This is a genomic window from Variovorax sp. OV084, assembly GCF_900111625.1.
Taxonomy (GTDB): Bacteria; Pseudomonadota; Gammaproteobacteria; order Burkholderiales; family Burkholderiaceae_C; genus Variovorax.
Genome location: NZ_FOII01000006.1, coordinates 164642 through 181706, shown reverse-complemented (window position 1 = coordinate 181706; position 17065 = coordinate 164642). Strand labels below are relative to the sequence as shown.

At 67.0% G+C, this 17065-nt stretch carries 23 protein-coding genes; 6 read left to right on the top strand and 17 right to left on the bottom strand.

All coding sequences use genetic code 11. The annotated features are described in order from the left end of the window. Positions 1–77: 77 nt before the first annotated feature. The gene (locus BMW87_RS18155; RefSeq protein WP_256216817.1) at positions 78–584 is read left to right on the top strand and encodes a gluconokinase; all 507 of its coding nucleotides are present in this window, start codon (positions 78–80) and stop codon (positions 582–584) included. Here BMW87_RS18155 and BMW87_RS18150 read toward each other — a convergent pair. Then, a complete protein-coding gene (locus BMW87_RS18150; protein WP_093077794.1) occupies positions 574–1068 on the bottom strand; it encodes a MarR family winged helix-turn-helix transcriptional regulator in 495 nt (164 codons plus the stop codon). The two genes, BMW87_RS18155 and BMW87_RS18150, sit on opposite strands and share 11 nt — an antisense overlap. 57 nt (positions 1069–1125) lie before the next feature. On the opposite strand from BMW87_RS18150, the gene BMW87_RS18145 reads away from it, so the two are divergent. Beyond that, positions 1126–1653 carry a thioesterase family protein gene (locus tag BMW87_RS18145; protein ID WP_093077792.1) on the top strand — a complete coding sequence of 176 codons (528 nt, stop codon included), beginning with the start codon at positions 1126–1128 and terminating at the stop codon, positions 1651–1653. A 3-nt stretch (positions 1654–1656) separates the two neighbouring features. Here the strand turns inward: BMW87_RS18145 and BMW87_RS18140 are convergent, their stop codons facing one another. Together BMW87_RS18140 and gnd are read right to left on the bottom strand one after the other, a co-directional pair. Then, positions 1657–2214 carry a GNAT family N-acetyltransferase gene (locus BMW87_RS18140; protein ID WP_093077791.1) on the bottom strand — a complete coding sequence of 186 codons (558 nt, stop codon included), beginning with the start codon at positions 2212–2214 and terminating at the stop codon, positions 1657–1659. 4 nt (positions 2215–2218) lie between these two features. After that, on the bottom strand, positions 2219–3646 hold the full coding sequence (gene gnd / locus BMW87_RS18135) for a decarboxylating NADP(+)-dependent phosphogluconate dehydrogenase (protein WP_093077789.1): 1428 nt from the start codon (positions 3644–3646) through the stop codon (positions 2219–2221). Positions 3647–3800: 154 nt separating this feature from the next. Here gnd and BMW87_RS18130 point away from each other — a divergent pair, with 154 nt between their 5' ends. Next, the gene (locus BMW87_RS18130; protein ID WP_093077952.1) at positions 3801–4760 is read left to right on the top strand and encodes an AraC-like ligand-binding domain-containing protein; all 960 of its coding nucleotides are present in this window, start codon (positions 3801–3803) and stop codon (positions 4758–4760) included. Between the two features lie 8 nt (positions 4761–4768). Here BMW87_RS18130 and arsH read toward each other — a convergent pair whose 3' ends face one another. From arsH to BMW87_RS18110, 4 genes are read right to left on the bottom strand one after another with little or no spacing between them, the layout of a single operon-like run. Beyond that, on the bottom strand, positions 4769–5488 hold the full coding sequence (gene arsH, locus BMW87_RS18125) for an arsenical resistance protein ArsH (protein WP_093077788.1): 720 nt from the start codon (positions 5486–5488) through the stop codon (positions 4769–4771). After that, the gene (gene arsC, locus BMW87_RS18120; protein ID WP_093077786.1) at positions 5472–5903 is read right to left on the bottom strand and encodes an arsenate reductase (glutaredoxin); all 432 of its coding nucleotides are present in this window, start codon (positions 5901–5903) and stop codon (positions 5472–5474) included. Before arsC ends, arsH begins: the two co-directional genes overlap by 17 nt. Positions 5904–5922: 19 nt before the next feature. Further along, a complete protein-coding gene (locus tag BMW87_RS18115) occupies positions 5923–7206 on the bottom strand; it encodes an arsenic transporter (RefSeq protein ID WP_093077951.1) in 1284 nt (427 codons plus the stop codon). After that, complete coding sequence (locus tag BMW87_RS18110) at positions 7200–7517, bottom strand: ArsR/SmtB family transcription factor (protein ID WP_093077785.1); 318 nt, start codon at positions 7515–7517, stop codon at positions 7200–7202. The genes BMW87_RS18115 and BMW87_RS18110 overlap by 7 nt, the downstream gene beginning before the upstream one ends. 143 nt (positions 7518–7660) lie before the next feature. Here BMW87_RS18110 and BMW87_RS18105 point away from each other — a divergent pair, with 143 nt between their 5' ends. Beyond that, a complete protein-coding gene (locus BMW87_RS18105) occupies positions 7661–8389 on the top strand; it encodes an alpha/beta fold hydrolase (protein WP_093051448.1) in 729 nt (242 codons plus the stop codon). Positions 8390–8404: 15 nt separating this feature from the next. Here the strand turns inward: BMW87_RS18105 and BMW87_RS18100 are convergent, their stop codons facing one another. From BMW87_RS18100 to BMW87_RS18055, 10 genes are read right to left on the bottom strand one after another with little or no spacing between them, the layout of a single operon-like run. After that, positions 8405–9016 carry a 3'-5' exonuclease gene (locus tag BMW87_RS18100; RefSeq protein ID WP_093077783.1) on the bottom strand — a complete coding sequence of 204 codons (612 nt, stop codon included), beginning with the start codon at positions 9014–9016 and terminating at the stop codon, positions 8405–8407. Then, the gene (locus BMW87_RS18095; RefSeq protein WP_093077782.1) at positions 9013–9408 is read right to left on the bottom strand and encodes a TfoX/Sxy family protein; all 396 of its coding nucleotides are present in this window, start codon (positions 9406–9408) and stop codon (positions 9013–9015) included. Before BMW87_RS18095 ends, BMW87_RS18100 begins: the two co-directional genes overlap by 4 nt. Beyond that, positions 9405–9794, bottom strand: coding sequence for a VOC family protein (locus BMW87_RS18090; protein ID WP_093051439.1), 390 nt, complete (start codon positions 9792–9794; stop codon positions 9405–9407). Before BMW87_RS18090 ends, BMW87_RS18095 begins: the two co-directional genes overlap by 4 nt. Before the next feature lie 22 nt (positions 9795–9816). Then, positions 9817–10311, bottom strand: a complete 495-nt coding sequence (locus BMW87_RS18085) for a GNAT family N-acetyltransferase (protein WP_256216816.1) — start codon at positions 10309–10311, stop codon at positions 9817–9819. A 49-nt stretch (positions 10312–10360) separates the two neighbouring features. After that, positions 10361–11239 carry an S-formylglutathione hydrolase gene (fghA, locus tag BMW87_RS18080; RefSeq protein ID WP_093077780.1) on the bottom strand — a complete coding sequence of 293 codons (879 nt, stop codon included), beginning with the start codon at positions 11237–11239 and terminating at the stop codon, positions 10361–10363. Next, the gene (locus BMW87_RS18075) at positions 11236–12159 is read right to left on the bottom strand and encodes an alpha/beta fold hydrolase (RefSeq protein ID WP_093077779.1); all 924 of its coding nucleotides are present in this window, start codon (positions 12157–12159) and stop codon (positions 11236–11238) included. Before BMW87_RS18075 ends, fghA begins: the two co-directional genes overlap by 4 nt. A gap of 19 nt (positions 12160–12178) precedes the next feature. Beyond that, positions 12179–13285, bottom strand: coding sequence for an S-(hydroxymethyl)glutathione dehydrogenase/class III alcohol dehydrogenase (locus BMW87_RS18070; RefSeq protein ID WP_093051428.1), 1107 nt, complete (start codon positions 13283–13285; stop codon positions 12179–12181). A 52-nt stretch (positions 13286–13337) separates the two neighbouring features. Further along, a complete protein-coding gene (locus tag BMW87_RS18065; protein WP_093077777.1) occupies positions 13338–13982 on the bottom strand; it encodes a glutathione S-transferase family protein in 645 nt (214 codons plus the stop codon). Then, a complete protein-coding gene (locus BMW87_RS18060) occupies positions 13979–14821 on the bottom strand; it encodes an aromatic ring-hydroxylating oxygenase subunit alpha (protein WP_093077776.1) in 843 nt (280 codons plus the stop codon). Before BMW87_RS18060 ends, BMW87_RS18065 begins: the two co-directional genes overlap by 4 nt. An 8-nt stretch (positions 14822–14829) precedes the next feature. Further along, the gene (locus BMW87_RS18055) at positions 14830–15507 is read right to left on the bottom strand and encodes a Rieske 2Fe-2S domain-containing protein (RefSeq protein WP_093077774.1); all 678 of its coding nucleotides are present in this window, start codon (positions 15505–15507) and stop codon (positions 14830–14832) included. Positions 15508–15617: 110 nt separating this feature from the next. Between BMW87_RS18055 and BMW87_RS18050 the strand changes: the two genes are divergently transcribed. After that, the gene (locus tag BMW87_RS18050; RefSeq protein WP_093077773.1) at positions 15618–16586 is read left to right on the top strand and encodes a LysR family transcriptional regulator; all 969 of its coding nucleotides are present in this window, start codon (positions 15618–15620) and stop codon (positions 16584–16586) included. A gap of 27 nt (positions 16587–16613) precedes the next feature. Next, entirely contained in the window at positions 16614–17054 is a 441-nt protein-coding gene (gene aroQ, locus BMW87_RS18045; protein WP_093051415.1) for a type II 3-dehydroquinate dehydratase, read from the top strand. The last annotated feature ends 11 nt before the right edge of the window (positions 17055–17065 follow it).

Here is a 17065-nt window from a genome sequence, read left to right as displayed (position 1 = left end):
TTTTGCATCATAAGGAAGTAGATTTAAGTTTGCCGACTCCGTTAAATAGGGTGTGGCGCTTTACCAAAAGGGTGCATATGGACAGGGTCTGGCTGGTAGTGATGGGGGTTTCGGGATGCGGCAAATCGAGCCTGGGCGCGGCGCTGGCCACCGCCCTCGACCTGCCGCTCATAGAAGGCGACGACCATCATCCGCCGGCCAACGTCGAGAAGATGAGCCACGGCATCGCGCTGACCGACGCCGATCGCGCGGGCTGGCTCGCCACGCTGGGCCGCGCGCTGGCCGATGCGCCGCAGGGCGCGGTGCTGACCTGCTCGGCGCTCAAGCGCATCTACCGCGAGCAGCTGCGCGCGGCCGCGCCGGGGCTGCGCTTCGTGTTCATGGCGATCGAGCGGGCCGAGGCCGAGCGCCGCGTGGCCGCGCGGGCTGGAGCAGGGGAGCACATGTTTCCCGCCAGCCTGGTAGCCAACCAGTTCGCCACGCTGGAGTCGCCTGTGGGAGAGGCGGGTGTGCTCGCAGTGGATGCGACGGCGCCGCTGGCGCAGTCGGTGGGGGCCGTGAAGGCGTGGCTGGTCAGCCCTTGAGTTCGGCGCGCATGCCTTCGAGCGTGGTGGCCACGCGGCCCATCACGTCGGCCACTGCGTCCAGTTCGTCGCGCGTGGCCGGCGCGACCATCGCGGTCACCATCTCCGCCTGAACCGCCAGGCACTTCTGCGCCATTGCCATGCCGTCGTCCGTGAGCGTGAGGCGCCGCACGCGCGCGTCGGCGCCATCGCTGTCGCGCCGCACCCAGCCCCTGGCCTCCATCTGCGTGAGCAGCATGCTGACGCCGCTCTTCGCCACGAAGCAGCGCGCGGCCAGCGCCTGCTGCGTGATGCCCGGCGTGGTCGCGATGGTGGCCAGCACCTCGTGCTCGCCCACGCGCAGGCCTATGGCGGCGAGCCGTGCCGTCATCACCGCATCGCAGAGGTTGTAGGCCCGCACCACCGCCAGCCATACGGCCGTGCCGTGGGGCGAGGAGGGGGCCTTGTCGGTCTTGCCGGGCTTGGAGGACTTTGCTGCGGGCATCGAGATAGTTCAGTCTTGAACTAGAATGTTCTGAATTGAACCAATTCTAGGCTGTCCATGAATCTCTACCTGCGCTTGCTGATGACCCTGTTGCGCGCCTGGCGTGCACCGCGCCTGGCGCCGGGCGACACGCTGGAGCGGCAACTGCGCGTGCTGCCGAACGACCTCGACATCAACGGCCACATGAACAACGGCCGCTACCTGACGGTGGTCGACCTGATGCTGGTCGAGTACTTCGTGCGCACCGGCTTCGCAACAGCCATGCTGCGCCAGGGCTGGAGGCCGATGTCCGGCGGCTCGCTCATCAGCTACCGGCGCGGGCTCAACCCCTTTCAGGTGTACACGCTGCGCTTTCGGCTCGACGCCACCGACCAGCACTGGAACTACATGCGCTTCGAGTTCGTGCGTGGCGACAGGGTGTGCGCGGCCGGCTACATGAAGGGCGCTGCCGTGGGGCGCGGCGGGCTGGTGCCGAACCAGGAGTCGTATGCGGCGATGGGGCTCGTGCCGCCGGCGCATGCACTGCCGTTGCCGGTGCGCGACTGGATAGCGGCTGAGCAGGGCGTGATGAATGCGGCCTGGTAAGGCTCAGCGCGTTGGCGGCGCATCGAGCGCCAGGCGCAGCCGCGTGACGTTCGGGTTGCCCGGATCGCGCTGCAGCTTGAAGCCCAGCTTGCGCGCCAGCGCCAGCATGCCGATGTTGTCGTAGAGCGTGATGTCCGCCAGCTGCTTCACGCCGGCTGTCGCGGCCGCGTCGATCAGCTTGCGCATGAGCTTGTGGGCAACGCCGTGGTGCTGCCATGCATCTGCAATGACGACGGCGAATTCGGCGACGTGCGCGGTCTCAGGCGTCTCGCCGCGCACATAGCGCACCACGCCCATCTGCTGCTCCCCGCCATCGACCTCGGTCGTCGCGATGAGCGCGAGTTCGTGGTCGTAGTCGATGTGCGTCATGCGCCACAGCTCGTCGGGCTGAGGCTTTCGAGGCGACAGCAGGCGGTGGTAGCCCGTCTCTTTCGAGAGGCCGTCCACGAAGGCCGTGTGCATCGCCAGATCGTCGGCGCGGATCGGGCGGATCCGCACCGGCGTACCGTCGCGCAGTTGCCAGTCCTCGACCAGGTGGCTGGGGTAGTCGAGGGCCGGCATGGCATCAGCCGATCACTTCGGGCCAGTCCGTGTGGAAGAACTGGCCTTCGGGCTTGTCGGTGCGCTCGTAGGTGTGCGCGCCGAAGAAGTCGCGCTGAGCCTGCAGCAGGTTCGCCGGCAGGCGCTCGGTGCGGTAGCTGTCGTAGTAGGCCAGCGAGGCGCTGAAGGCCGGCACCGGAATGCCGTTGCTCACCGCCAGCGCCACCACTTCGCGCCAGTTCTGCTGCGTGCGGTTCAGCAGGTCCTTGAAGAACGGGTCGAGCATCAGGTTGCCCAGGGCAGGGTCGGTACGGAAGGCGTCGGTGATGCGGTTCAGGAAGCGCGCGCGAATGATGCAGCCGCCGCGCCAGATCGACGCGATGCCGCCCAGGTCGAGGCCCCAGTTCTTCTTGTCGCCCATGGTCTTGATGAGGTCGAAGCCTTGCGTGTAGCTGATGACCTTCGATGCATAGAGCGCATCGTGCACCTTGGCCACCAGCGCTTTCCTTTCGACCGACAGCTCGATCTTCGGCCCCTGCAGCAGCTTGCTGGCCGCCACGCGCTGCTTCTTCTGCGAAGACAGCACGCGCGCCTCCACGGCCGCGTTGATGGTGCTGATGACCACCGCGTTCTCGGCCGCGTTGATCAGCGTCCACTGGCCAGTGCCCTTCTGGCCAGCCTTGTCGAGAATCACGTCGACGATGGGCTTGCCCGTCTCCGGATCTTTCTGTTCGAGCGCCTTGGCGGTGATCTGGATCAGGTAGCTCTGCAGCTCGCCGTCGTTCCACTCGTTGAAGATGGCGGCCATCTCGTCGGTGCTGAAGCCGGCCGCCTTGAACAGGCTGTAGGCCTCACAGATGAGCTGCATGTCGCCGTACTCGATGCCGTTGTGCACCATCTTCACGTAGTGGCCGGCGCCGCCCGGGCCGATGTGAATGACGCAGGGCTCGCCGTCCACCTTGGCGGCGATGCTCTCGAAGATCGGCTTCATCACCTCCCAGGTGGAAAGCGGTCCGCCCGGCATGATCGACGGCCCCTTGCGCGCGCCTTCTTCGCCGCCCGACACGCCCGCGCCGATGAAGCGCAGGCCCTTGCTGGAGAGGTATGCGTCGCGGCGCTCGGTGTCGGTGTAGAGGCTGTTGCCGCCGTCGATGACGATGTCGTCCTTGTCCAGCAGCGGAATGAGCTGCTCGATCACCTGGTCGACCGGCGCGCCGGCCTTCACCATGATCTGGATCTTGCGAGGCTTGGCCAGGCTCTGCACGAACTCTTCCAGCGTCTTCGCGCCGACCAGCTTCTTGCCGGGGTTGGCGGCAATGAAGGCTTCGGTGGTGGCCTCGGTGCGGTTGTACACGCTGACCTGGAAGCCGCGGCTTTCCACATTCAGCACGAGGTTCTGGCCCATCACGGCCAGGCCGATCAGTCCGAAATCGCTTTGCTTGTTGCTGCTCATGACCCGTCTTGCCCTTCTTTCATGTGCGTGCGCCGGAATGTCCCGCGCACGGGTTGGTTCGCGGGTCATTTTGCCGGTGCCGGGCGCAGGGTGGCGTCGGAGACGGTCTATACCCGCTTGGCAAGCGGGCACGGCGTGGGTATGTTTGGCGCGCATGAGCGAAGCCATCGACACCATCCACCGCTGGTCCACTGACGCCGTGCCGCCCGCGCAGCGGCTGGACTACTGGGTGGGCGCGGTCTGCGAGGGCTTCCTTGAGATGGACGTGACCAGCCCGGTGGCCGGCAGCTTCGGCGCCACGCTCGAATCCGCGCCGCTCGGCCCCATCGTCGTCAACCAGGTGCGCGGCAGCGCACAGGACGTCTACCGCACGCGCCGCGCCATCGCCCACAGCCGCAACAACTACTTCTACCTGCTGTGCAAGACCGACTCGGCCTGGGTGGCCGTGCAGGACGGCCGTTCCGCGCGGCTGCTGCCCGGCGATGCGGTGCTGGTCGACTCGCGCCGGCGCTACGAATTTCACCTGCTGCAATCGGCCGACACCATTTCGCTCGAACTGCCGACCGCCTGGGTCGATGCATGGATTCCCGACGCGGGTGACCAGGTGGCGCGGCGCATCGACGGGCAGGCGGGGTGGGGCGGCGTGCTGTGCAGCTTCGTGCGGCAGCTGACACCGCAGATGGCAGCAAAGCCGCCACTGCCGGCGGCGTTGCTGGGCGACCAGCTCGGTAGCCTGCTGGCACTGGCCACGGGGCACAGCCCTGCAGAGTCTGGGAGCGAAGGGCGCGCCGCGCTGTGCCGCCGCGTGCTCGACGCCACGCGCGAGCGCCATGCAGAGCCGGGCCTCACAGCCGCGGGCGTGGCGCGCGAGCTGGGCATATCGGAGCGCAGCCTGCACCGCTGCCTGGGCGAAGGCGGCACCACCTTCGCCACCGCGCTGGCGGGCTTCCGCATGCAGGCGGCGCGGCGCATGCTGGCCGATGCGCGCTTCGATCGCCTGGGCATCGCGGAGATCGGCTTCCGCGTGGGGCTGACCGATGCCTCGCACTTTGTTCGCCAGTGCCGCAGGCATCTGGGCGCCACGCCGGGTGAGCTGCGCCGCTCGCGGCACTGAGCCGTCGCTCAGATGCTGCGCAGGTTGACCCGCTTCGACAGCGCCTCTGCACTCTCGCGCCGCTCGCTGTAGCGGTCCACAAGGTAGCCTGCGCAGTCGCGCGTGAGCAGCGTGAACTTGACCAGCTCTTCCATCACGTCGACCACTCGCTCGTAATACGGCGAGGGCTTCATGCGGCCGTTCTCCTCGAACTCGAGGAAGGCCTTGGCCACCGACGACTGGTTGGGGATGGTGAGCATGCGCATCCAGCGGCCGAGCACGCGCAGCTGGTTCACGGCGTTGAACGACTGCGAGCCGCCCGACACTTCCATCACCGCAAGCGTCTTGCCCTGCGTGGGCCGTACCGAGCCGACGGACAGCGGGATCCAGTCGATCTGCGCCTTCATGATGCCGGTCATGGCACCGTGGCGTTCGGGTGAAGTCCACACCATGCCCTCGGACCATTGGGCGAGGTCGCGGAGCTCCTGCACTTTCAGATGGTCTTCCGGCGCGTCGTCGGGCAGGGGCAGGCCGCGCGGGTCGTAGATGCGCGGTTCCGCGCCCAGGGCCTGGAGCAGCCGCGCGGCTTCTTCGGTGAGCAGTCGGCTGTAGGAGCGCTCGCGCACCGAGCCGTAGAGCAACAGGATGCGCGGCGCGTGCGTGGCGCGCTCCGTGGGCAGCAGTTGCCGCAGGTCCGGCCGGTGGAAATGCCCGGCGTCGATGTTCGGCAGTTCAGGGCTTGACGACACGCTGGCCCTTCGCGTCGATGACGGCCTCGCCGTCTTCCTTGGAGAAGGCGCCTTGCTGCGGCCGCGGCAGGATGTCGAGCACTGCTTCCGAAGGCCGGCACAGCCGCGTACCGAGCGGCGTCACCACGATCGGCCGGTTGATGAGGATCGGGTGCTGCAGCATGAAGCCGATCAGCTCATCGTCGCTCCACTTCGCATCGTCGAGGGCGAGTTCGTCGTAAGGCGTGCCTTTGCGGCGCATGACCTCGCGCACCGGCATGCCCATTGCCGCGGTCAGCTGCTTCAGCGTCGCGCGATCGGGCGGAGTCTTCAGGTACTCGATGACGGTGGGCTCGTCGCCTGTGTTGCGGATCAGCGCGAGCACGTTCCTCGACGTGCCGCAGGCGGGGTTGTGATAGATCGTGATGTCGTTCATGGAAGTGTGGTGTCGGGTTTCAAAGACTCAGTCGAAGCGCCAGTGCCGCCAGGGTGACCAGCAGCACGGGCAGGGTCAGCACGATGCCGACCTTGAAGTAGTAGCCCCAGCCGATTGCCATGCCCTTCTTCGCGAGCACGTGCAGCCAGAGCAGGGTGGCGAGGCTGCCGATGGGCGTGATCTTCGGGCCGAGGTCGCACCCGATCACGTTGGCGTAGACCATCGCTTCCTTCACCGCGCCGCTCGCGCTCGACGCGTCGATGGACAGCGCGCCCACCAGCACGGTAGGCATGTTGTTCATGACCGACGAGAGCAGCGCCGAGAGAAAGCCCGTGCCCATCGCCGCACCCCAGACGCCGCCTTGCGCGAACACATTCAGCAGCGAGGCGATGTAGCCGGTCAGGCCGGCGTTGCGCAGCCCGTAGACCACGAGGTACATGCCCAGCGAGAAGATCACGATCTGCCAGGGCGCGCCGCGCAGTACCCCGCGAATGCCGATCACCGGGCCGCGCCTTGCAACAGCCAGCAGCACGACCGCGCCGAAGGCGGCCACCGCGCTGACCGGCACACCCAGCGGCTCCAGCCCGAAGAACCCGACGAGCAGCAGCACCAACACGACCCAGCCCGCGCGGAAGGTCGCGGGGTCGCGGATCGCATCCGCAGGCGCCTTGAGTTGGGTCGCGTCGTAGCTTGCCGGGATGTCGCGACGAAAGAAAAGCATCAGCGCCAGCAGGCTCGCGAGCACCGCCGCGATGTTCACGGGGAACATGACCGAGGCGTACTCGCCGAAGCCGATGCGGAAGAAGTCGGCCGACACGATGTTCACCAGGTTCGAGACGATCAGCGGCAGGCTGGCCGTGTCGGCGATGAAGCCCGCCGCCATCACGAAGGCGAGCGTGGTAGCCGGCGAGAAGCCCAGCGCCACGAGCATCGCCATCACGATGGGCGTAAGGATCAGCGCCGCGCCGTCGTTGGCGAACAGCGCCGACACGGCGGCGCCCAGCAGCACGATGAACGCGAACAGCAACCGCCCGCCCCCGCCGCCCCAGCGCGCCACGTGCAGCGCGGCCCATTCGAAGAAGCCCGCCTCGTCGAGCAGCAAGCTGATGACGATCACGGCGATGAAGGTGGCGGTTGCGTTCCACACGATGCTCCAGACGACGGGGATGTCGGACAGCTGGACCACGCCGAGCAATAGCGCGATGACGGCGCCGAGCGAGGCACTCCAGCCGATGCCCAGCCCGCGCGGCTGCCAGATCACCAGCACGAGCGTGAAGACGAAGATCGCAACGGCGCTCAGCATGTCGGCGGGCATCCGACAGCGCAGGTTTCTCCCTGGCAGCAGTTCTCGGTGAGGTAGGCCAGCAGTCCAGTCATCTGCTCGAACGCCGCGCGGTAGATGAGGTTGCGGCCCTGCCGCTCCTGCGAGACCAGCCCCGAATGCACGAGCTCCTTGAGATGGAACGACAGGCCCGTGGCCGACACCTCGAGCGCTTCGGTCAGCGCGCCGGGCGTGAGTCCGGCAGGGCCCGCCACCACCAGCGCACGAAACACCCGCAGGCGAACGGGCTGCGCCAGTGCGGCAAGGGATCGGACAACGTCGTTTTCTTCCATAATTCAAGTATCGTTGAATAATTGAATCGAAGCAATACGGCTGGCGCGAATCGGCCATCGTGCTGGCACGCATCGGCCATGCGCAAGTCACCGATGTTCCTTACAGTCGTGCTCCGTCACAAACAAAAGGAGACACACCCACCATGTCCGACACCTATGTTCTCGTCCACGGCGCCTGGCACACCGGCGCAGAAATCGAAGCCGTGGCCGACGGCCTGCGCGCAGCAGGGCACACCGTGTATTGCCCGACGCTCGCTGGCAACAACCCCGGCGACGATCGCTCGAGCATTGGCCTGGAAGACGCCATCGCTTCCGCCGTGCGCTACATCGAGGAAAAGAATCTCACGCAGGTGCGCCTCGTGGGCCATAGCTACGGCGGCATGGTGATCTCGGGCGTGGCGGACCGCATCGCGCCGCGGCTGAAGCGGCTGGTGTATATCAACGCCTTCGTGCCGCTCGATGGCGAATCGCTCAACGACATGGTGCCGCCGCATTACGTGACGATGTTCGACGCGGTTGCGGAGGCCAACGGCAATGCCGTGACCTTGCCCTTCGAGATCTGGCGCGAAGCCTTCATCAACGATGCGGACCTGGCGACCGCGACGGCCGCCTACGGCAAGCTCAACCCGCACCCGTATCGCACCTTTACCGACAAGATCAGGCTGCAGCAGCCGCTGGCCGCGCTGGCGCTGGGCAAGTCGTATGTCAACTGCCTGCAGGACACCGCGCTGCCGCACGGCATGCCGTGGCATCCGCGCCTGTCGGAGCGGCTGGGCCTGTTCCGCCTGGTGGAGTGCCCCGGCAGCCACGAGATGTTCTTCTCGAACCCCCAGAGGCTCGCGCAGGCCATTCTGGAGGCGGGGCGCGACTGACCCCGTTTCGATCGGTCAGTTGCTGCTGCTGAAGAGCGCGTCGTACACGCGGATCGACGCATAGGCGTCGTTCGCGGCGTAGCGGATCTGCGCTTCGGTGAGCTGCTTGTTGGCCCAGTTGGAAGTGGTCGCCTTGCGCGACTTGATGAAGCGGCGGTTGAACACCAGAGCCACCGCCGCCTTCACGCCGACCGACTTGCGGTAGCCGCGGTGGCGGAATTCGTTGTCGATGTCGAACACCGCCTTCGGCTCGATGTTGAGCCGGTTGCGGATCAACGTGAGGTCGCCCGACAGGCCGAAGCCGACCTTGCGCAGCTCGGTGGAGGCGATCAGCGCGGCCACCACCGGGTTGCACTCGGTGCGATGCAACTGGAACAACCACGCCGTGTCGCGCGTGGAGAACTGCACCACGTGCGGGCCGCCCGACACCTCGTTCTTCGCGAAGGTGGGCTTGGATTCGGTGTCGAAGCCGGCGATGCCTGCGGCGAGCAGCGTGGCGGCGGCGTGTTCTGCATCTTGCAGTGTCTGCACGACCACGATGTCTTTCAGGCCGAGGCCTTCGAAGGGTTCGAGCAGCGCGATCTGTTCGCGCTCGGGCAGGGGAGGGAGCTTGGGGTTCTCGCTCACCGGGAGGCTGCTTTCGCTGTCTTTTTCTTCACTGCTGTTTTCTTTGCGGGTGTTTTCTTCGGCTTCGGTGGCTGGCCCGAGCGCAGCGCTGCTTCATATGCAAGGCGGCCCCACAGGGCGGCTTCCTCGCGGTCTTCGAAAAGGTCCGCCGGGGCTTGCCGGTACGACATCGGCATCGACTTGCCCTGGCGCACGTAGGTGAAGGGCGGCAGGTTCAGCTTGTCGAAATGCGCGGCGCTCTCGGCATCGGCCTTGAGGTAGAGCGTGTCCTTGGCGACCAGCGCGATCATGCGGCCTTCGTGCCAGATGCCGTGGCCGCCGAACATGCGGCGCGTTTCGATGCGGCCGAGCCGCTCGAAGGTTTCGTGCAGGCTTTCGACGAATTCGCTCATGCGGTGATCTCGATGCGGTTGCCGTCCGGGTCGAGCACCACGCTCTCGTAGTAGCCATCGCCGGTGCGGCGCGGGCCGTCGAGCAGCGGGTAGCCGTCGGCCTTCAGGCGCTGCGTGAGTTCGTCGACCGCAGCGTCTGAGCCCACGCTGATCGCCAGGTGCGTCCAGCCCATGCGCTGCGCGCCGGCTTCAGCGGTTACGGGCGAGAGCGTGCTCGTGGTCATGGCCTCGATGCGCGCGCCGTCGCCCAGGCTCAGGAAGCACGAGGCGAAGCCCTTGGCCGGGTTGACGTAGCCTGCGCCGGCGGTGGCGCCGAAGTAGTCGACATAGAAGCGCTTGCAGCGTTCGAGATCGGTGGTCCAGAGTGCGATGTGGTCGATGCGCATGGGCACGAAAAGAAGATGGGGTTCAGCCGATGCGCCACGGCGGGCGCGAGGGCGACCAATGGTAGGCGATGCGTTCGCGGCCGCTCGATGGGTGCCGATCGACCGCACCGCGCTCGAGGCCATAGCGCTCGTAGAAGCGCTGCGCCGACGTGTTGGTGGAGGCAACGTGCAGCCACCAGCCTGTGGGAATGCGCACGCAGGCTTCGTCGAGCAAGGCCTTGCCCAAACCCTGGTTGCGCAGGTGGGGCTCGACGAAGAGCTGGGCCACGTATTCGCGCCGCTCCAGCAGCACCATGAACGCCAGCACCTGCCCGTCGCGCTCCGCCAGCACCACTTCGGCGGGCGGGCCGAACTCGGTCTGCACGCGGTGCAGCCAGTAGCCGATCGGCTCGAAATGGGGAACGCCCCGGTTGGCCGCGATCCAGGCGCGGCGCCAGATGCCGGCCAGCACCATGTTCTCTTCGGCGCTGCCTTCGCGCAACCGCAGGTGGAAGGCAGGAATTTGGGCGGCGGACATGCGAACCATGATACGGCGCGGGGCCGCTGTGGTCGATGAGGCTGAGGCCCTATGCGCGCAGGGTTTGTACGTGGTGCGCGAGGTGGTCGGCCATGAAGCTCTGGATGAAGTAGTAGCCGTGGTCGTAGCCCGCGTGGCGGCGCAGCGTGAGCGGCTGGCCCGCCGCGAAGCAGGCGGCCTCGAAGGCCTCGGGGTGCAACTGCTCGGCGAGGAATTTGTCGGCCAGGCCCTGGTCGATGAGGATGCCTTGCGGGTAGGGCGCCACCACCTGCGACTTCATGAGCGCGCTGGCGTCGTGCGCCAGCCACTGCGCACGGTCGGCGCCGGGCTGGCCCAGATAGCCGCCGAGCGCCTTCTCGCCCCATGGGCACTGCGTGGGCACGCAGATCGGCGCAAAGGCCGAGAGCGACTTGAAGCGCCCCGGATGCCGCAGCGCCAGGGTGAGCGCACCGTGGCCGCCCATCGAGTGGCCGAAGATGCCGATGCGCTCGCCGTCGATGGCGAAGTGCTTCGCGACCAGCGGCAGCAGTTCGTGCACGACCCAGCTTTCCATGCGCCAGTGCGTGGCCCATGGCTCGACGAGCGCGTCGAGGTAGAAGCCGGCGCCGATGCCGAAGTCCCAGTCGTCCTTCGCACCCGGAATGCTTTCCGCTTCGCGGCCGCGCGGGCTGGTGTCGGGCGCGATCAGCGCAAGGCCCAGGCTCGCGGCCATGCGCTGCGCGCCGGCCTTCATCGCGAAGGTCTCCTCGTTGCAGGTCAGGCCCGCGAGGTAGAGCAGGGCGGGCACCCGCTCGTGCGCGACCTGCGGCGGCAGGTAGACCGAGAAGCGCATCGGCAGGCCGATTTCATGCGAGCGGTGTTCGAGAAAGCGCTGCACGCCGCCGAAGGCGTGGTGCTCGGAAAGAAGCTTCGGAGTGTTGTCGGTCATTGCGGATTTTTGCCGCGCAGGGCGGGCACGAGTTCGAGCACGGCGTCGGCAAAGGTGCGCGGCGCTTCCTGCGGCATGTTGTGGCCCGCGCCGGGCACGAGCCGGTGCGAACGCGGGCCGCTGAAGCGGTGTGCGTGGGCCGATGCATCGGCAGGCGGGCGCACGCCGTCGTCGATGCCGTCGAAGGTGATGGCGGGCACGGTGATCGTGGGCTGGACTGCAAGGCGGCGTTCGATGTCGGCGTAGGCCGGGTCGCCCGGCACGAGGCCGAAGCGGTGGCGGTACGACTGGATCACCACGTCCACGAAATCAGGGTGGTCGAAGGCGGCGGCGCTGCGCTCGAAGGTGGCGTCGTCGAACTTCCAGGTTGGCGACCAGAGCTTCCACAGCAGCTTTGTGAGCGCCTTGCGGTCTTTCTCGAGGCCGGCGCGGCCGCGCTCGCTGTGGAAGTAGTACTGGTACCAGAGGCTGTGCTCGTTGGCCGGCGTGTCCGGCTCCATCGCCTTCGCGATGTTCTGGATGTTGTAGCTGTTGAGGGACACCAGCCCCGCGCAGCGTTCGGGCCACAGCGCCGCGACCACGCAGGCGGCGCGGCCGCCCCAGTCGTAGCCGGCCAGCACGGCACGGTCGATCTTCAGCGCGTCGAGCAGCGCGAGCAGGTCGGCGCCCAGCGCGGCTTGTTCGCCCGAGCGTGGCGTGGCTTCGCTCAGGAAGCGCGTGGCGCCGTAGCCGCGCAGGTACGGCACGATCACGCGGCAGCCCTGGTCGACCAGCATTGGCGCGACTTCGGCGTAAGTGTGGATGTCGTACGGAAAGCCGTGCATCAGCAGCACGGGAGGCCCGTCGGCGGGGCCCGCTTCGAAGTAGGCGACTTCGAGGACGCCCGCTTCGATCTTGCGCAGGGGTTCCATGCGATTCATGGCGGGCGCCTCCCGGGGTTTAGTAGAGAACCACGCCGCGAATGGATTCGCCGCGCTTCATCAGGTCGAAGCCCTTGTTGATGTCCTCCAGCGGCATGGTGTGCGTGATCAGGTCGTCGATGTTGATCTTGCCTTCCATGTACCAGTCGACGATCTTCGGCACGTCGGTGCGCCCGCGTGCGCCGCCGAAGGCTGAGCCTTCCCACTTGCGGCCGGTAACCAGCTGGAACGGGCGCGTGCTGATTTCCGCACCCGCTTCGGCCACGCCGATGATGATGCTGCGGCCCCAGCCCTTGTGCGTGCATTCGAGCGCCTGGCGCATCACCTTGGTGTTGCCGATGCACTCGAAGCTGTAGTCGGCGCCGCCATCGGTCAGCTGCACGATGGCATCGACGACGTTCTCGGTGTCCTTGGGGTTGATGAAGTGCGTCATGCCGAACTTGCGGGCCATGGCCTCGCGCTCGGGGTTCAGGTCCACGCCGATGATCTTGTCGGCACCTACCATCCTGGCGCCCTGGATCACGTTCAACCCGATGCCGCCGAGGCCGAACACCACCACGTTGGCGCCGGCTTCCACCTTGGCCGTGAAGATCACCGCGCCGATGCCGGTGGTGACGCCGCAGCCGATGTAGCAGACCTTGTCGAAGGGGGCGTCTTCGCGGATCTTGGCCAGCGAGATTTCAGGGGCGACCGTGTAGTTGCTGAAGGTCGACGTGCCCATGTAGTGAAAGATCGGCTTGCCGTCGAGGCTGAAGCGCGAGGTGGCGTCGGGCATCAGGCCCTTGCCCTGCGTGCCGCGGATCAGCTGGCACAGATTCGTCTTGCGGCTCAGGCAGAACTTGCACTGGCGGCATTCGGGCGTGTACAGCGGGATGACGTGGTCGCCCTTCTTGAGCGTGGTGACGCCGGGGCCGACGTCGACCACGATGCCCGCGCCTTCATGGCCGAGGATCGCGGGGAAGATGCCTTCGGGGTCGGCGCCCGAGAGCGTGTAGTAGTCGGTGTGGCAGATGCCGGTGGCCTTGATCTCGACCAGCACTTCGCCGAATTTCGGGCCTTCGAGGTCCACGGTTTCGATGGTGAGCGGGGCTCCGGATTTCCAGGCGACGGCAGCTTTGGTTTTCATGGCGAGTGTGATTCTTCAGAAAGGCGAAGCGGTAAGGATACCCAGACGACGTTCAAACAGGGCCGGCGGGAAAGATTCCCGACATTCCCACAAAGCCGGGCAGGTGGCGAAAGTCCCAGACCCAGTTTCGCAGTGCGGGAAATTCATCGAGAGAAATGCCGCCTTCGCCGGCAAGCGCGACGTAGGGGAAGCAGGCGAGGTCGGCAATGGTCGGCTCGGGTGCGGACGCAAGCCAGCGCAGGCCCGCGCTGGCCTGTTCGGCAAGATGGTCGTCGAGCACGCGGAACACGGCGCGGGCGCCGCTGCGGCAGGCTTCGATGTCGAGGTGGTGGTAGCCCAGTGCGTCGTGCAGCCGTGCGGCCGAGGCGGTGCGGGTGATGTCGTCGGCAGTGGCGAGCCACATCGCGACCTGGCCGCGCAGCTTCGGGTCGGCGGGGTACCAGCGGCCTTGCGCGTCGTAGCGGCTTGCCAGGTAGACCAGGATGGCCTGTGCATCGCGCAGCAGGAAGCCGTCGTCGTCGATCACCGGGAGCTGGCCGAGCGGGTTGATGTTCGCCAGGAATGCGGCGGATTTGTGCTCGCGGCCGGGAAAGAAATCGACCGGCACGGTTTCGTGCGCGACACCCAGCCAGGCCAGCATCTGCCGTACCTTGAAGCAGTTGCCTGAGAGCGGGTAGTCGTACAGCCTGATCGTCATGCCGCGGCCCTCACGCCGAAGCGCATGCCGCGCTCGCGCAGCCATCGCCGATAAGTGACGGAGGATGTGTCGCCGCGCGTCGGCGTTTCGGCACGGCCTTCGAGCGGCATGCGCTTGAATGCGTGGTTTTCCAGGATGGGCTTGTCCTGGCCGAAGATGGTGTGCTGGAAGGCGATGAGTTCGGCATCGGTGGAGTCGTCGTCGTAGCAGGCGAGCAGCGTGTGGGCGACAACGTGCTCGTCGTCGATGGGCTGAAGATAAAGGCCGATCGCGTCGAGCGCGCCCGCACGGAAGCTCGATTTGTAGAGCATGGCCGAGAAGGGCTGCATCACGCGGTACCTGTAGAGCACCTCGCTGCCCGAATCGTGCGCGGCGGAAGCGCGCGGCTGCCAGAAGCGGCAGTCGGTGGCCCAGATTTCGCCGGTGACAGGCTCGACCTGCACCTGATACTGCGCCACCTCGGTGTGCGGCACCTTGCCGAGGTAGTCGGCATGCACGAAGGGAAAGTGCGCCATGTCGAGGAAGTTCTCGATCACGCGCAGGCCCGACACCGCGACGCCGATGCCGCCGCAGTCGATGATGCGGCGGCCGGGCTCGCTGTACTCCGGGAAGTCGAACAGGGCGCGCGCGGGTCGGCCGCTGGGGCAGACCCAGAGGTAGCCGTAGCGCGACTGCACAGTAAGCGGCTGGTCGCCGAGGCGGCATTGGGGCGTGCCGTCGGCGTCGGTCCAGAGCTGCACGGTTTCGCCGAGCAGGCGGGTCGTGCGGGGCGTGGTCGTCGCGGGCCCGACGACCAGCCAGTCGTCGAGCATGTTGGGGTCGTCGGTAACGAAGGGCATGGGTGCTTTCAGCCTTGGGGCAGGGCTTCGATGCCGGCGCGCAGTTCGCGGGCGGCGGTGTGCAGGGCCTTCATGGCGGGCGAGCCGGGCGCTGCATCGGTCCACAGGTGGACGAAGGCAAGCCGGGGCTGGGCGTCGAGGACGAGGGCGACGGTGTTCACGTCGTCGAGCAGGCCGCGCCAGGCGGCTGAGACCGCATCGGCTGTCAGGCCGCGCTGTGCCAGCGTTTCTCGCACCGTGCCGGCGGGCGCACGCACGGTCAGCGTGCGGCAGAAGTGCCAGTCGGTGGGGACGGCGCCTTCCAATTCGGCGGGCGCGGGCGGCGTTTCGGGCGACAGGTGAACCCACAGCATCCCTGCGGCCTCCATCGTGCCGAAGGTCTTCGCGCAGACGTTGCGCGGAGCCTGCATGGCCGGATGCGCCGGAATGCTGGTGCACTGCCCGCTGCCCGCCGCGTACTGCCAGCCGTGATATGCGCAGGCCAGGCGGTTGTCGACGACCTGGCCCAGCGTGAAGCGCACGCTGCGGTGCGGGCAGCGGTTCTCCCAGGCCTGGGCGGTGCCGTCGGCGGCGCGCCAGAGCGCGAGCTCCTGGCCCTCGGCAAAGCCGGCGACGATGTTGGCGCCGGCGCGCAGGTCGGCCGAGCGCGTAACGGGGTGCCAGGTGGCGGTGTTCTGTGTGTTCATGAGTCGTGGGAGGCGCAAGGCTGGGCGCCGGTGATACCGTAACGCTTCCGCCGCACCGATGAAAGCCACATGAAGAGACGCTACTTTTCATTCTTGCAACGCCGGGCCTCATGAGCCGGATCGATCTCGCCCTGGTCGAGGCCTTCGTACTGATCGCCAGGAGCGGCAGTCTCACCAAGGCCGAAAGCCTCTCGGGTGTCTCCAAGGCCACCTTGAGCCGGCAGCTCACGCGGCTGGAGAAGTTGCTTGGCGCGCAGTTGCTGATGCGCAGCCCCCGCCGCATTGCGCTTACCGAGGCCGGCCGCGCCTTCTTTGCGCGCGGCGAAGGGCTGCTCGACGAAGTGACGGGCCGGCTCGAAGCGGCCAGCACCGAGATCCACGCGCTGACGACGGGCGTCTCGGGCGGCCTCTCGCTGCTGTCGGACACGCAGTTCAGCACCTCCTTCGTCTGCCACGTGGTCAAGCTGTTCCTGGAGACGCATCCGGACGTGCGCTGCCAGCTCGATGTGGCGAACGGCTTCCATGCGCCGCAGATCGGCGATGTCGACTGCTACGTGTGCTCCGAGCCGCCCGATGCGCCGAACCTCGTGGCCAAGCTGCTCGGGCGGCTGAACTACGGGCTGTATGCGAGTCCGCAGTACCTGGCGCGCCGCGGCACGCCGTCGTCGCCTGAAGAGCTGGCCACGCACCAGTCCATCGTGATGAAGGAGCCTTCGGTGCGTTCGCAGGTGCTGCTGGTGTCGGGCGCGTCGAGCTTTGCCTTCCAGCCCGAGCCCGCCTTCGAGACCAACGACCACTGGGTCATGAAGACTTTCTGTATCGACGGCCTGGGCATCGCGCTGCTGCCGGCCTTCTTCGTGCGGCCCGAGCTGGAGCAGGGCGTGCTGGTGCCGGTGCTGCCGCAGTGGCAGCCCGAGCCGCGGCGCATCTACTGTGCCTACCAACGGCAGCGCTACATGGGGCAGAAGCTGCGCTCGTTCGTCGACCTGATGGCGCGCTGCGTGGTCGACATCGATTCGTACAACTACTACGTCGGATCGTCCACGGCGCGGCGCCGCAGGACGGCCGCGAGACCATAATTGCAGTCCGCCAGACCCTCATCCATCATGAAGAAAATCCTCGTCCTCAACGGCCCCAACCTCAACCTGCTCGGCACGCGCGAGCCCGAACAGTACGGACGCGACACGCTGGCCGACGTCGAGCGCCTGTGCAAGGACACGGGCGCGAAGCTGGGCGTGGAGATCGAATGCCGCCAGTCGAACCACGAAGGCGTGCTGATCGACTGGATCCAGGAAGCCGGCCGCGAAGTGGCGGCGGGCAACATGCTCGGCGTGGTGATGAACCCCGGCGCCTACACCCACACGTCGATCGCGCTGCACGATGCGATCAAGGGCGCGAGCGTGCCGCTGATCGAGCTGCACATCTCCAACGTGCACGCGCGGGAAGAATTCCGCCACCACTCGTACATCTCGCCCGCGGCGAAGGGAATCATCGTGGGGCTGGGCGTGAAGGGCTACACCTTGGCCATCGCGGCCCTGGTGCCCTGACCCTCGTACTT

Excerpts from the sequence above, each read along its gene's own strand:
- BMW87_RS18055 (WP_093077774.1), bottom strand. The coding sequence starts at position 15,507 with ATGAACACACAGAACACCGCCACCTGGCACCCCGTTACGCGCTCGGCC.
- gnd (WP_093077789.1), bottom strand. The coding sequence starts at position 3,646 with ATGAGCAGCAACAAGCAAAGCGATTTCGGACTGATCGGCCTGGCCGTG.
- BMW87_RS18115 (WP_093077951.1), bottom strand. The coding sequence starts at position 7,206 with ATGCTGAGCGCCGTTGCGATCTTCGTCTTCACGCTCGTGCTGGTGATC.
- arsC (WP_093077786.1), bottom strand. The coding sequence starts at position 5,903 with ATGAACGACATCACGATCTATCACAACCCCGCCTGCGGCACGTCGAGG.
- BMW87_RS18150 (WP_093077794.1), bottom strand. The coding sequence starts at position 1,068 with ATGCCCGCAGCAAAGTCCTCCAAGCCCGGCAAGACCGACAAGGCCCCC.
- BMW87_RS18070 (WP_093051428.1), bottom strand. The coding sequence starts at position 13,285 with ATGAAAACCAAAGCTGCCGTCGCCTGGAAATCCGGAGCCCCGCTCACC.
- BMW87_RS18065 (WP_093077777.1), bottom strand. The coding sequence starts at position 13,982 with ATGACGATCAGGCTGTACGACTACCCGCTCTCAGGCAACTGCTTCAAG.
- BMW87_RS18140 (WP_093077791.1), bottom strand. The coding sequence starts at position 2,214 with ATGCCGGCCCTCGACTACCCCAGCCACCTGGTCGAGGACTGGCAACTG.
- BMW87_RS18090 (WP_093051439.1), bottom strand. The coding sequence starts at position 9,794 with ATGCGCATCGACCACATCGCACTCTGGACCACCGATCTCGAACGCTGC.
- BMW87_RS18130 (WP_093077952.1), top strand. The coding sequence starts at position 3,801 with ATGAGCGAAGCCATCGACACCATCCACCGCTGGTCCACTGACGCCGTG.
- BMW87_RS18085 (WP_256216816.1), bottom strand. The coding sequence starts at position 10,311 with ATGTCCGCCGCCCAAATTCCTGCCTTCCACCTGCGGTTGCGCGAAGGC.
- BMW87_RS18050 (WP_093077773.1), top strand. The coding sequence starts at position 15,618 with ATGAGCCGGATCGATCTCGCCCTGGTCGAGGCCTTCGTACTGATCGCC.
- BMW87_RS18110 (WP_093077785.1), bottom strand. The coding sequence starts at position 7,517 with ATGGAAGAAAACGACGTTGTCCGATCCCTTGCCGCACTGGCGCAGCCC.
- BMW87_RS18060 (WP_093077776.1), bottom strand. The coding sequence starts at position 14,821 with ATGCCCTTCGTTACCGACGACCCCAACATGCTCGACGACTGGCTGGTC.
- BMW87_RS18155 (WP_256216817.1), top strand. The coding sequence starts at position 78 with ATGGACAGGGTCTGGCTGGTAGTGATGGGGGTTTCGGGATGCGGCAAA.
- BMW87_RS18075 (WP_093077779.1), bottom strand. The coding sequence starts at position 12,159 with ATGAATCGCATGGAACCCCTGCGCAAGATCGAAGCGGGCGTCCTCGAA.
- fghA (WP_093077780.1), bottom strand. The coding sequence starts at position 11,239 with ATGACCGACAACACTCCGAAGCTTCTTTCCGAGCACCACGCCTTCGGC.
- BMW87_RS18095 (WP_093077782.1), bottom strand. The coding sequence starts at position 9,408 with ATGAGCGAATTCGTCGAAAGCCTGCACGAAACCTTCGAGCGGCTCGGC.
- BMW87_RS18105 (WP_093051448.1), top strand. The coding sequence starts at position 7,661 with ATGTCCGACACCTATGTTCTCGTCCACGGCGCCTGGCACACCGGCGCA.
- aroQ (WP_093051415.1), top strand. The coding sequence starts at position 16,614 with ATGAAGAAAATCCTCGTCCTCAACGGCCCCAACCTCAACCTGCTCGGC.
- BMW87_RS18145 (WP_093077792.1), top strand. The coding sequence starts at position 1,126 with ATGAATCTCTACCTGCGCTTGCTGATGACCCTGTTGCGCGCCTGGCGT.